The 12523-nt window shown below is 67.6% G+C and carries 12 protein-coding genes and 4 pseudogenes; 6 read left to right on the plus strand and 10 right to left on the minus strand.

Annotation, left to right across the window (positions count from 1 at the left end; all coding sequences use genetic code 11):
- Positions 1 to 110: 110 nt before the first annotated feature.
- The 4 genes and pseudogenes from OG842_RS41845 to OG842_RS41860 all read left to right on the plus strand — a co-directional run bounded on the left by OG842_RS41845 (position 111) and on the right by OG842_RS41860 (position 4020).
- Positions 111 to 1178, plus strand: coding sequence for a bile acid:sodium symporter family protein (locus OG842_RS41845; protein WP_266737663.1), 1068 nt, complete (start codon positions 111 to 113; stop codon positions 1176 to 1178).
- 823 nt (positions 1179 to 2001) lie between these two features.
- Positions 2002 to 2097, plus strand: a pseudogene (locus OG842_RS41850) (hypothetical protein); the annotation flags it as partial.
- Between the two features lie 213 nt (positions 2098 to 2310).
- Positions 2311 to 2838, plus strand: coding sequence for a GNAT family N-acetyltransferase (locus tag OG842_RS41855; protein WP_266737661.1), 528 nt, complete (start codon positions 2311 to 2313; stop codon positions 2836 to 2838).
- Between the two features lie 513 nt (positions 2839 to 3351).
- Positions 3352 to 4020 (plus strand): DUF4232 domain-containing protein, encoded by a 669-nt coding sequence (locus OG842_RS41860; protein ID WP_266737659.1) that lies wholly within the window; start codon positions 3352 to 3354, stop codon positions 4018 to 4020.
- Between the two features lie 70 nt (positions 4021 to 4090).
- Here the strand turns inward: OG842_RS41860 and OG842_RS41865 are convergent.
- The 8 genes and pseudogenes from OG842_RS41865 to OG842_RS41900 form a co-directional block, all read right to left on the minus strand.
- A pseudogene (locus OG842_RS41865) lies at positions 4091 to 4339 on the minus strand (transposase); the annotation flags it as partial.
- Positions 4340 to 4413: 74 nt separating this feature from the next.
- A complete protein-coding gene (locus OG842_RS41870) occupies positions 4414 to 4536 on the minus strand; it encodes a hypothetical protein (RefSeq protein ID WP_266737657.1) in 123 nt (40 codons plus the stop codon).
- Between the two features lie 209 nt (positions 4537 to 4745).
- Positions 4746 to 5355: pseudogene (locus OG842_RS41875) on the minus strand (transposase); the annotation flags it as partial.
- A 253-nt stretch (positions 5356 to 5608) separates the two neighbouring features.
- Complete coding sequence (locus tag OG842_RS41880) at positions 5609 to 6172, minus strand: DUF6529 family protein (RefSeq protein WP_443064091.1); 564 nt, start codon at positions 6170 to 6172, stop codon at positions 5609 to 5611.
- Between the two features lie 581 nt (positions 6173 to 6753).
- The gene (locus OG842_RS41885) at positions 6754 to 7173 is read right to left on the minus strand and encodes a hypothetical protein (protein WP_266737655.1); all 420 of its coding nucleotides are present in this window, start codon (positions 7171 to 7173) and stop codon (positions 6754 to 6756) included.
- A 34-nt stretch (positions 7174 to 7207) separates the two neighbouring features.
- Positions 7208 to 8158 carry a metallophosphoesterase family protein gene (locus OG842_RS41890; protein WP_266737653.1) on the minus strand — a complete coding sequence of 317 codons (951 nt, stop codon included), beginning with the start codon at positions 8156 to 8158 and terminating at the stop codon, positions 7208 to 7210.
- Positions 8155 to 8673, minus strand: a complete 519-nt coding sequence (locus tag OG842_RS41895; RefSeq protein WP_266737651.1) for a cupredoxin domain-containing protein — start codon at positions 8671 to 8673, stop codon at positions 8155 to 8157. Before OG842_RS41895 ends, OG842_RS41890 begins: the two co-directional genes overlap by 4 nt.
- Positions 8674 to 8856: 183 nt before the next feature.
- Positions 8857 to 9357: pseudogene (locus tag OG842_RS41900) on the minus strand (transposase); the annotation flags it as partial.
- Positions 9358 to 9902: 545 nt separating this feature from the next.
- Here OG842_RS41900 and OG842_RS41905 point away from each other — a divergent pair.
- On the plus strand, positions 9903 to 10835 hold the full coding sequence (locus OG842_RS41905; protein WP_266737649.1) for a CPBP family intramembrane glutamic endopeptidase: 933 nt from the start codon (positions 9903 to 9905) through the stop codon (positions 10833 to 10835).
- Between the two features lie 139 nt (positions 10836 to 10974).
- On the opposite strand, the gene OG842_RS41910 is transcribed toward OG842_RS41905, so the two are convergent.
- On the minus strand, positions 10975 to 11496 hold the full coding sequence (locus OG842_RS41910; protein ID WP_266737647.1) for a hypothetical protein: 522 nt from the start codon (positions 11494 to 11496) through the stop codon (positions 10975 to 10977).
- A gap of 367 nt (positions 11497 to 11863) precedes the next feature.
- On the opposite strand from OG842_RS41910, the gene OG842_RS41915 reads away from it, so the two are divergent.
- On the plus strand, positions 11864 to 12211 hold the full coding sequence (locus tag OG842_RS41915) for a hypothetical protein (protein ID WP_266737645.1): 348 nt from the start codon (positions 11864 to 11866) through the stop codon (positions 12209 to 12211).
- 69 nt (positions 12212 to 12280) lie between these two features.
- Here the strand turns inward: OG842_RS41915 and OG842_RS41920 are convergent, their stop codons facing one another.
- On the minus strand, positions 12281 to 12418 hold the full coding sequence (locus OG842_RS41920; protein WP_266737643.1) for a hypothetical protein: 138 nt from the start codon (positions 12416 to 12418) through the stop codon (positions 12281 to 12283).
- Positions 12419 to 12523: the final 105 nt, after the last annotated feature.

Below are 12523 nucleotides of genomic sequence, written 5' to 3' on the forward strand. Positions count from 1 at the left end.
ACGCCCTCTTGGTACGCGCCTTCGCATCGTATCGCCGGCAACGGAACCGGCCGGGCCGGTGGCGGTCGGCAGCGATGTAGCGCTATGTAACGCGTAGGCTCCATTGCGTGATGGCTGTGGTGAATGCTGTGCAGCGGTGGCTGCTGGGGCTGATGCTGGCCTGCTACGTGTTGGCCGGCGTGTTCCCGGCACCCGGCGAGAGGCTGCGCAGGCTGACGCTGCCGATCCCTGTGGGCGCGAGCGCTCTGACGGTGCCGATGGTGTTGCTGGCGGTGATGTTGTTCAACGCCGGCCTGGGGGTGCGCGTCTCCGATCTGCGCGGGGTGGTGTCCCGGCCGGTGCGGCTGGTGCTCGGCATTGCCGCCAATGCCCTGCTCCCGTTGCTCGTGCTCCCGGTCGTCGCTCTTGGCCTGCGCACCTGGCACGATCCGGCGGAAGCGGAGGGGCTGGTGGTCGGGCTGATGCTGGTGCTGGCGATGCCGATCGCGGGCGGCGCCGCTTCCTGGGGGCAGAACGCGGGCGCCAACGTCCCGTTGGTCGTTGCCATGGTGATGGGCTCCACGCTGCTCAGCCCGCTCACGGTGCCCCTCGGAATGCACCTGGCCGGCCAACTGGTCGGTCCCGACGGTGCCGGCGTCCTGGACGACACGACTACAGTCGACGTCATCGCCCGGACAGGAGCCGGGGTCTTCGCGCTGGTGTCGGTGGTGCTGCCGTGCCTAGCCGGAGTCGTCGTACGGGTCGCGCTCGGCGAGGACCGCATCCCCCGAGTCCTGCCCGCGGTCAAGTCTGTCAACCTGGTGAACATCCTGCTGCTCTGCTACATCAACGCGGCCGGCGCACTCGGACAGGCCCTCGCCCACCCGGACCCGGACTTGCTGATGCTGGCGCTCGGCCTGTCCGGCGCGGTGTGCTGCCTGGCCTTCTGCTGTGGCCGATGGATGTCCCGCTGGACGCACTGCGACCAGCCGGACGGGGTCTCCCTCACGTTCGCCACCGGTATGAACAACAGCAGCGCGGCGGCCGTGCTGGCCGCCGGCTGGTTCCCCCACCGCCCCTCGGTGCTGCTGCCGATCCTCTCCTACAGCCTGCTGCAGAAGATCGTCGCAGGAGTGGCGGCAAAGCCACCTCGCCCCGGAAAAAGGGGCGTGGCCGCCGACTACGCAAGGTTGGGCTGACCACCTCGGGCCCCGGCTGCTCAGCCCGACCCTTCACCTCGCCGGCCACGGCCGCCGAGCAATGCAGTCTCTGACGGATCGGACATTCGGTATCGGGGAGGTGAAGGGACACGACGGCGGACGGCTGGACGCCCCCGAGCTGCCGCTTGTGCCGCTGGAGCCGCAGGGGCGAGTGCGCTCCTTCTGCGAGCCATCGTCCGCGCATGGGTGTGCACGCCGATGTGTGGGGCGATTGGCGTGCACGGGTGGGCTGGAGTTGTCGTACGGGGCCGGTTTCAGTGAGAGCGTGGGGGCGGATGGCGCCCTCTGCTTGTCCTCAACAGCGCGATGGTCGGGGTGCTGAGCGGGGGCAGCGGACCGGTGGTGTCGAAGTCGGCGTGGGTGAGTTCGTGTGGGGGCCTTGACCCCGAATCATGGACACCCGAGATGCTTGGATCTTGATGGTTCAGGAGAACGGATGTCCCGTGTCGCTCGCGCTGAGGCGGACCAATGGTGGCAGGGGCACCCGTAGGCCCAGTACGGCATGACCCTGCCCGGCCGGGGGCTCCTACCGACCCATGTCCTTGGCCAACGAGGAACGCACCAGCAGGCCCAGGTGCTGTCGAAACTCTGGTTCTGGCTCGTTTTCCGCGGAACATGCACGCTGAGTGACGGTTGTTGGGCGAGCGGGCCCTGGGGAAGTTGCCTGGAATTGGCCCGTACCGGGTGCGGTGTGGCTGACAGTTCGGCCCGTGGAAGAAGTGGTGTTCCGGCTGGAGGAGTTGCTGTTCCCGTCGATCGCGTGGCGGTGCTGTTCGTTGCTGTGAACGACGAGGCGGTACACATGGAGGCCCGAAGCACGGTGGCTGGGGCCATCTGTCCCGGATGTGGGAGCTGGTCACAGCGCGTTCACAGCTCCTGCCTGCGATTCCCGGCTGATGTGCCCAGCGGAGGCAGACGGGTCGCTCTCTGTTTGCACGTCCGCAGGTTCCTCTGCCCGGTCATCTCATGCGGGAGGCGAACCTTCGCCGAACAGCTGCCAGGGTTGACCCGTCGGTACGGTCGGCGGACCGACGGCTGCGGTCGACGCTGGCTGCGGACACCCTCGCATAGGCTGGCCGTCTCATCGACGCACCGCGACGAGGATCAGCCCATGCGCAGCAGCACCAGGATCCGCCTGATAGAGCCCACCGACGCCGCCCCGATCGCCGCGCATCGAGTGCGGGACTTCGAGGCTTTCCGGCCGTGGGAACCGGCCCAGCCGGCCGACTTCTTCACCCCGGAAGGCCAGGCGGAGCGGATCGGCAGCCTGCTGGCCGGATACCGGGCCGGCACGGTCTGGCCGGGCGTAGTACTCGCCGACGACCAGGTGATCGGGCAGATCACCGTCGGAGGCATCCTGCCGCAGCCGCACCTGCGCCGCGGCTCCGTCGGATACTGGATCGCCAGCGTCGCCCAGAATCAAGGGCACGCCGGGCACGCCGTCGGGCTTGTACTCAGGGTGATGACGGACGAACTCGGGCTGCACCGCGCCGAGGCATCCACCAATCTGGAAAATCTGCCGTCGCAGCGGGTGCTGCGCCGCAACGGGTTCAGCCCGTACGGCGTCGCGCACTCCTCGATCTTTCTCGACGGGAGCTGGCGGGACGGGCTGCTGTGGGAGCGCGTCCTCGGCGACTGACCTCGCCGCTTCTGGGCATGGTTGTCGGCGGTAGGCATGCTGAGGTCTCCGTCTTGTCATCTCGGAATGTTGCGCTGATGTCGTCCTGGTGCTCGACTCCGATTCGGTGCGCCCCGGTTCCGGACTCGTCGTCCAGGAACTTGCCGACGAAACCGCCGGCGAGTTCGAGGCGGCTCGCCATCCCCCCGCCTCGCGGGTGGGGCCCCGTCCTCATCGAGCAGTTGACAACGCGGGCAGGCAGCTTCTCTTCAGCATCAGACCGGAGCGTCGGCTCGTCGTACATGCAAGTGGCCGTCCTTGGGGGAAGGCGGCTGAGCTGGTCACTACTGGGTGAGGATTACCTGGTCGGGGGAGTGGGAGCTCCCAGTGGTGTCCGTACGGTGACGCCTTGGCGGAACGTGAGGTCAATACGCCTGTGACGGAACGAAGACGTCATGGAGGACCGCCTGTGACTCGGTGCGGGATACAAATATTTCCGACCGCACGCACCAGCGTTACTCCTGGGGGAACACCGTGAAGTACACCCGCATCACTGCTCTCGCCGCCATCGGCGTCGCCGCCACCCTCTCGCTCACCGCCTGTGGCAGCGACAGCTCCGGGAAGGACTCGTCCTCCAAGGGCTCTTCGTCCTCGTCTTCTTCGTCCTCGGACGGTGGCTCGAAGTCGGAGGGCGGCTCGGGCTCCGGCGGCTCGGAGGCCGGCAACGCGAAGTCGGGCTCCGGCGAGGACACCGAGGCAGAAGCAGCCGCGAACGGCGCGACGACGACCAGCAGCAAGGTCACGTTCTGCAAGACGGAGGACCTGGCCATCGACGCCACGGACGCCGCGCCCGACGAGAACTCCGGCAGGATCGACATCACCATGATCAACCGGGGTTCGACCACCTGCTCGGCGACGGGCTTCGCGGGCGTCGACATCAAGGACGCCGACAACACCTCCAACCCCATCGAGCGCGGCCAGGCCCAGCCGCGTATCACCACCCTGAAGCCCGGCGACGCCGCTGTCTTCAACCTCGCCTACGACATCGACAACACCGGCGACAGCCTCGCCTCCCCGACCAACATCCTGGTGACGCCCCCGAACGAGACCCACACCGTGACCCTGAAGTGGCCCGCGGGTGCGGGGGACATCAAGGGCGCCTACACCGACGTCGAGGTCTACCCCACGCACACGACCGAGTAGGGGTGGTGCCCGCGGGCTGCTCCTGGCGGCGGGCCTGCTGAGGGATTACCGGCCCGGACTGCGCGGCACCTGCCGCGTCGTTCATGTCCAGCAGGCTCGCGGCCCGCAGCTCGGCCAGCAGCACCTCGTGCAGCTGCGGCCAGACACCGGCCTCGGTCCAGTCCCGCAGACGGCGCCAGGCCGTCACACCGCTGCAGCCGACCTGTTCGGCCGGAACGTCCCGCCAGCTCACGCTCTTGCGCAGCACGTAAACGATGCCCCGCAACGCAGCCCGGTCATCCGCAGGCAACCGTCCGGGATACCGATGCCGCCGAGGCTGACCGGACACCGAGGCCGCTTCGGACGGCCCTGCCGTGCCTCGTGGTAGTTGCCCCCGGGGCACGCCGGGCGGGCTCACCCGGCCGAGAGGGCCTGGCCCTGCGGCTCACCGGCGCCCTCCCGCTCCAGCACCGCCGGATGCTGCATTTGCCCGGCGGCGTCAACGGCGAGAGTCGAGGAGCTCACCCTGAGACTCACCACCGTGCTCCTGGACCTGTGGCACCCGGGCCTGAGACCGGGGGCGGTCCGTGAGCGAGGTGTTCGGGCGCCCGGGGGCCAGACCTGCTGCTGTCCAGCAGGGGTGGGGTCGAGGGACCGTCCAGACCGGGGAGCACCGTGGGTGCGGTCGGCGGCCGGATCACGGTGGACCGGCGGCAACGTCCTGCCGCTGCCGGCCTGCCCGGCCACGACGCCGTGTTCGATCCCGCGTTGCCTGGTCTGACCAGGGCCGCGACCGGTTCACCCGTGCCGCCCGGTCCGTGGTCGACGAACCCCATCAGCGGGTGGTGGCCGTAGGTTCGCTTCCACGTGGGTGCGGCGTCCTCCTTGTCCGAGTGCGCGATGACCAGCACCCCGTCGAGGTCCACGGTCACCGTCCCGCCCGCTTCAGGCGCTTCCCGTCGGCCAACCGCCAGACATGTGGCGGACTTCAGCCCGCGCGGCACGGATGGCCTGCAGGGCCTTCTCCTCGGAGGCTGCGAGGTTATCGATGAGGCGGGAGACGGTCGGGTCGGAGGCCACCAGCCCGAACACTGCCGGCTCGGCCCGAAGCATCCCGACATTCGCGAAGCAGTCCCCGCCAAGGGCGACCGCGAGGGCCACGTCCAGCAGGACCTTGCCCGGATCGTGCACCGCCCGAGCCTTCCGGTACGGCGTCAGCGCCGCTGATATCGCGGTGTCCAAGCCAGCCTTGCGGACGGTCTCGACCAGCAGCACGTCGTCCCCGGCCTGCGAGACCACCGCCCGGCCGCCGCCGTCGATGCGGACACGCAGGTAGGACCCGACACGCTTCTTCACTTGAGGAGCGCCCCCCATGCGACGACCTGGACCCCAGAAAAGTCCCATCGTTGCTGGTCAGGAGCACTCTTCGCGTTTTCGATCACACCTCGGACACCCGCCCACATGAAAGCCCGTGGTTAGCACAATGTTCGGGCCAGCTGTACCCGATGCGGTGGGTACAGCTGGCTCTTGGCCACAGCCATGCGGCCGCGGTGTTGCCGGTTCGGCCGGGGCCGCCGTTGGCCGCCGGGAGAGACGTCTCGTGCTCTGCTCACAGGCCGGGTGCCTGGAAGCCGTTCAGGTACCAGAGGGCGGCGGCGTACCAGATCAGGGCGATCGCGGTGACGAGGGTGCCTCCGGCCAGAGGGAGTGCCCAGCCGGGCCAGTGGCGGTGGCGGACCACGATGACCTTGGCGACGAATGCCCCGTAGAGGAAGCAGCCGGTGAGCGAGTGCAGCGCCACGCGGGTGTCGGTCAGCTGGACGCCGTAGGTGGTGATGCAGTGCTGAGCGATGGGGAGGGAGAGGAGGAAGGCGGTCAGACCGATGAGGCGGTGCGTCGTGTTGACCCGGTGCGGTGCGGTTCGCAGTGCGGGCAGGCCGTACATCCAGAGGGCGAGAAACAGCTGAATCAGCGCCAGGCCCAGCAGTGCAGAGCCGAGTTGTGCTTTGAGCAGTCTGGCGTCGTCGCCGCGCTGCCCGAAGAGGCTGTTCTCGTAGGCGGGGGTGTGTACCCGGCCGTACCAGTAGAGGCCGACCGTGACCGCCACGGGCAGGAGCATCCACAGGACGCCGTAGCGCCGTCGGTGGTTGGCAGGGTGAGTGAGGCCGTCCACGTGATCAGCCGCCCCCGCTCTCGGTCTTGCCGCCCTGAAGCTGGACGGCACACCACGTGGTACCGAGCGCGGCCCTGGGAGTGCCGGTGGTGCGGACCGACGACCCGGAGACCAAACGGAGATCGGTGCGGGCGGATGCGACTGCCCCCTGTGCGGGCTGCGGGCTCACGCCGATCGTCGTCCTTCTGCCGCCGGAGCAACCGATGTCCACCGTGGCACGCATGGCGTCAGCGGCGACCGAGCCGGTCGCGAGGCGAGGGTTTCTCAAAAGGTTCTCCAGGCGTTGCGGGCCGATCTCGCCAGTACGTCCGAAGAGTCCCGTCCGGGTCCAGTCGGCACGCCAGCAGGTACGCGGATCAAGGAGAGCGGTTGGACCGGACGGCCGATGAGAGCGACATGCCGACCCAGGTGAAGGAGGGGCCGTGTTCGTAGAGCCATAGGTGCCCGAGTCTTCGGACCGCCTACGGCACCGGCCGGGACGACGAGGGCGAGCGGGCGGGCATCGCCGAAGTGTGGCCCTTCGCAGGTGCACGACTGTGATCGGGGCGCGTTGTGCGGGCGAAGGCGCGTCGGTGTCTGGTTCATCTGTCCGGTGTCGTGGTGCGGAGGTCGGGCCGCACTCGGCTGGTCGCGTCATGGTGCGGCCGGGTGCGACGGTGTCGCCGGACCTCGAACGTCTGCCAGGCCACGACCGTCAGCAGGGTGAGCGTCTCGGCGATGAGGCTGAGCAGCGTCTGCGGGGCGGGCTGCAGGCCGCGTTCGGTGAACCCGAACAACCCGATGGTGCGGGATGCGGCGAACCCGGCGAGCGCGCCAATGGCGATCGCGGCGGCGGCGATTCGGAGTAGCAGGGGTGCCGCCAACAGGAGAAGTGCGGCAACCGGGAAGGCTGCGCCGGCCTGCAGCAGGAACAACGGGCCGATGACGTGGATGAAGCGGTATCCGTCGATGTAGAGCTGGGCGTGGATGTATCCGCTTGCCGCGAGCGTGGCGGCGAGCACCAAGCGCAGTGCGAGAGCGGGCAGGCTCCGGGGGTCATGTGAGTTTCTCGTCCTTGACCGCCAGTGCGTGGGTGCCCTGCCGGTAGTTGACAGTGCGGATGCCGAGTGCGTCCTTGAGGCGCCCGGCGGGCAGCACCTGCGGAATGGGGCCGGGGCCCTGGCCGGGTTTGGGAAACGGGTAGCAGGTGGGGGCGGCCGAGTGGAAGGTGATGTTGCCCTCGGTCTTGGTGAAGAGCTGGTGGACGTGCCCGTTGAGGCACGTGACTGAGGAAAAACGGCGCAGCATCGACAGCACCTGCACGGCATCGTCGGTGCCCCAGCCCCACTTCGGATACATCGCGAACAACGGGATGTGACTGAAGACGACGATGGGGGTGTCCGACGACAGGCCGGCGATGTCCTTGCGGACGAAGTCGATCTGATCGCTGCCCAGGTGGCCGAGTTGCTCAAGGTGCAGAGTGTTGACCAGCGCGATGAAATGCACACCATGGGTGTCGAAGCTGTACCAGCCGTCGCCGAGGGTGTTCTTGGCGAAAGCCTGTCGGTAAGCGCGTCCGTTGTCTCCGATCGAGTCGTGCTCACCCGGCACGGTGAAGATCCGGTCCGTGCGCAGCTGCGACAGCATCTGCTTGACCTGGTCGAATTGGGCGGGGGTGGAAAGGTGTGTCAGATCGCCGCTGTGCATAACGAAGTCGGGGCGGAATCCGAGTGAGTTGATCTGGGTGAGCGCTGCGCTGAACGTTCCGGAGACATTCATGTTGGGGGGGCCGTGGAAACCGATGTGGCTGTCGGAGACCTGCACGAATCGCAGGTCTGCGCTCCCCGCCGGGGTGGGGTCCGTCGAACCGGGGATATGGCTGATCACCTCTCCCCCGGTGACTGTCAGGATGACGGCGCCACCGAACCAGGCGGAGTGCCGCATGAGCTGACGGCGGGACATGCCGTGCTCGCCGTCGCCGTTGGAGTCGTGTGTGGGTTCGGTCATGGGGTCACCTCCACAGTGGCGGTCATGAACGGGTGAATGGTGCAGTAGTAGGCGTAGGTGCCGGGTTTGGTGAAGGTGTAGCTGTAGGTGTCGTTGGTGGCCAGGCCTGCCGACTTCAGCGGCCCGCCCGATCCTTTTTTGCTGGTGACGGTGTGAGTGTCGGTGTCGGTGTTGGTCCAGGTCACCTTCGTGCCCGCCTTGACCGTCAGTTTCGCCGGGGAGAAGGCAAAGTTCTTGATCGTCACCGCGTTGGCGGCCGCCGGAGCGGACGATCGGCCGGCGGTAGGTGAGGTCGAGGGCGTGCTTGGTGGCGGGGTGACCGTACCGCCCGTTCCGGAGACACCGGGCGTTCCAGGCAGGGTCTGGCCAGTGCCGGGACTCAGTGCGCCCGATGGTTTGGTTTGTGATGATCCGCCGCACGCACTGAGCAGTCCCAGTGCTCCGGCAACAGCGACAGCGGCCAGGCACGTGCGCGACCGCCGGACAAGCACAGAGGAGTTCGCATTCATGGTCATCGTTCCTTCTACGCATTCCCCACCGCACGGGCGGGTGTGATCCAAGACCGATCCGCGATCGGCCTGTTTCAGGCAGATAGGCGACCGGGTTATGCCACCCGGGGGTATTCGAAAGGGTGTAACCCGGTGGGTTACTTTAAGTGGGCAAACAGTGGATTCCATTCAGCGAAACGAATCGCACAGCGAAGTCTTCGTTGTTTCACTGCGGCGGCGGGTAGCAGTACGCCGGCGGTGTCGCAGCTCCAGCTGTGCGATCGGGGTGTTCTCGGCGTTGGTGGCGAAGCAGGTGATCCGTATCCCGCCCGCATCGGTGATACGCAACTGGACGCCGGGGTGGGGCCGTTCCTTGTGGACGATCAGCCGCATCCCCTTGGGCCACCTTTGAGGCAGTCGCCGTCGCGGATTTCGCTGTCCGGCTCGACGGCGGGGGGGCCACGCGCCGGCCGGGACCTTCAGCACGGCTTGGTGGATGGCGTCGGTGATGGTCATGCCGACCGAGTACGACAGCCGCCGCCCCCGCTGGGTGAGCCACTTCAGGAACTCGTGTGTCCCGCCGCCGGAGTCAGTGCGGATCAGTGTCCAGCTTCCGCGCCGGTATTGCTTGGGCAGCTGGGCCAGGGCCAGGCGGGCGGCTTCGATGTGGTCGGCGGACGGCGGGCCGTCTCCACCAGCAGGACCGCGCCGGCCGGTGAGACCACCCCACGACCACCGGCCTCAACGCGGACACGAACCGATTCGCCTCTTCACCTGAGTAGTACTTCTTCCCATGCGACGAACAGGACCCTAGACAAGTCCCATCGTTGCAGGTCAGGAGCACTCTTCGCGTCTTTGATCAAGCAGTGGACGCAGCCGCTCGCGAAAGCACGAGGCCAGGGTCAGAGTGGACGTATCGTCTGGATGCTTGAGGGAGTGAAGGGTTCCGGGTGTCGAGATGCCTGGCCTGACCCTCACGATCCGTCACGTCGAGTCCCGATCGCGGCCGCCAACCCGGAGTGCGAAGCCCTCCGGGAAAGTGCCGCGTAGCGGCACCGCGTCGCGTCACTCCGCACCGACCCGCTCGTGCCACCCACCTCCTGCGCGCTCTGCTGGTCCTGACGAACCTCGAAGTCAACCGCTGACTGTCTTCGATGGGTGGAGAGGTCTCCCTGCAGGAAGGGGAGTCAGCTCCACTGTCGATATGCGCTCTAGCTGGATTCCTCGCTGCTGCGCCGATCCGTAGGTTTCACGTCATGACGCTTTCAACCAGGCACTTACCGCTCGTCGACCGGCGACGTGGCCTGTTCATCTTCCTCGGTGTCGCTTACATCGGCATGTGGGCGGCCATGTCACCACTCCTGGCCAGCGGTTACCAGCGCGGTGACGCACGCGAGGAGACTGGTGCACTGGAGCAGGTGTGCATCGCGGCCGCGATGTTGGCGCCTGCCCTCGCCGCAATCCTCGTCGTCCGCTGTGTCGAGCGCAGCGGCCGGGTGCGGGACACGCTCGCCCTGCGCTGGACGAAGCCCTGGGGGCGTGCTGCACGGGCGTGCCTGATGGCTTTCGTCGTCCCCGCCGGCCTCACCACGGCTGCTCTTGCCATCGGCACCTTCGCCGGCCGCTACCCGTTCGGTGGAGTGCACTGGAACGGGCTCGGCTCGTGGGCGGCCGCAGCGGTGCTGAACATGCTGGTGTCGCTCCCGCTGTTCTTCGGCGAGGAACTGGGCTGGCAGGGCTACCTTTTTCCGCGCCTCGCACAGGACGGTGACCGCCGGAGCCTGATACGGGCGTACGCAATCACCGGCGCGGCCTTCGCCCTGTGGCACCTGCCCACACTGCTGATGGGCGGCCAGTATCCAGGTCGGCCCTGGTATGTGTCGGTGCCCGCCATGCTGGTGAGTTGCCTCCTCATCCTGCCCGTCTTCACATGGCTGCGTCTGCGCTCCGGCTCGGTCGTACCCGCCGTCATCGGCCATGCGTTCGTGAGTTCGGTGAGTGTCGCCATGGTCACGGAGTTCGCCGATTCCAAGGCAGCACTGGATCCCCTGCACATGAGCATGGCCGGATGGCCCGGCTGGATCGCCACAGGCGCATTCGTCGCCTTCCTGACGCTGACCGGCCGACTCCAGCCATCCTTCTACACGGCCCGAACCGTTCCTCACCCCGCATCGATCCGCAAACTGTAAGTGCGTGTTCTGCGGGGCCGACCACGGGCCGAGCCACCAAGGCCTGCCAGGAGCGCGGAGTCGACACTGCGCCCGTGGCTGCTGTCCGCCGAGCGGATCGAGCCGATGCGTCACCGGGGCGTGCGCACTACCGCTCGCGTCACAATTGGCGGGCCCTGGTCACCGCCTCACGTATCGCACTGGCCGTCCGGGGCCGCTGCGTTACCAGCAGTTCGACTGCCCGGCCCAGCCAATCCGAGTCGGCGAGCCTGTCCGCCTCGCCCTCGCTGGCGGTCTGGCTGAGCAGTTCCTGAAACAGCACCAGTTCAGTTGAGTTGTACGCGCGGGGGTGGCGGTCGAAGGATGCCAGCCAGTTCTCGTACGGGTGCCGCAGTGTCATGTGTAGATATCCACGGCCATGCCCCTTCCAAGGGCCCGGCAACCCGCCCAGCAATGCCAGCACGCCGTACGAGCCCTTCGGGGGGTACTTGGTGCCCAGCGTGAAGCCGACCAGCATGACCCTGGGCCAAGGAATCAACTGCCCTTCGGACTCACCCCCGTGTTGGTACAGCCCCTCTGTGCGTAACTCGAGCCACGTGCTGCCCAGCCGTAGGTGATCGCCCAGAACCCAGCGATCATCAACCTGTTCCAACGGCCCCAGAGATCGGCGTATGTCACTCATCCGCTCATTGGAGCACACCAGGCAGCTCACGCCCTGGCGATACGCTGCACAGATTCCCAAACATGAGAGTGCTGGGGCAGGCATCTATGGCTTTGTTCACGAGAACGGGTTCTGGCTCAGTTTCCGTGAGGCGCATACGTTGAGTGCTCCGGCGAGCGACCATTGTCGAACATGACCCCGCGCTAGCCCACGCGCACCGGGACATTGACCCACCGGGCCTTGCCGTCGACGGACGAGGCGGGGCTGTTTCCCGCGCTCACACACCTGTCCGCTGTCCACAGGCCCGCATCCGCAGAGTGCTGAGCCGTGCCAACTCGTACCCCTGCCACCGCCAGGCGCAAGGCCAAGAAGGCCCCGCTGCGGCATCGTGCACCGGCGCTTCCTCACCCCTGCCCAGCAGGAAACGCTGAGCACCCGCTACCCACATGGCCCCCGGGCCCAGATCAGGTTCCTCCTGGACCACTACGACAACCGCCCCGACGTCCTCGCGTCCCTGCTCGGCATGCGCCACTGGGCCGCCCGCCGGCTCGCCCGCGGCTGGTCGATCCCGCTCAGCTACGCCCGGCGCGACCAGCTGCGCTCACGTGTCCTGCGCCTGGTCTGCCCTCTGTGCCAGAAGGAGGACCAGGCCGAGCGGGAGCGCGAGGCCGCCAGGGGGAAGGAGGCACTCGACATCCGGCGCAAGATCCGCCAAGCACGACACCGGGCGATGTAGCCCGCGGTGCCGGCAACGTCTGGCTACCGGTACAAGTACCGGTAGCCAGAACCGGCCTCGCCGTCATGGCTACTGCGCCCAGTCGATGTCGCGTGCTTCCAGGCCGTCCGCGTAGGCCACGTACGAGATCCAGCACCACGTTCCGAAGGCGTGAGCGATCTCCTCGTCGCCGGGGACCGGCCACCGGTCCCGGATGCCCGGCGGCATCGACGAGCAGAGCCTGTACTGCCGTCCGCGCCTCGGTGGACGGCAGTTCGTCCATGGCCTCGGCAGCGAGCCATTCCAGCCGGACGTCACACCCCACCTCAGCCC

The organism is Streptomyces sp. NBC_00376, from assembly GCF_036077095.1.
Lineage (GTDB): Bacteria > Actinomycetota > Actinomycetes > Streptomycetales > Streptomycetaceae > Streptomyces.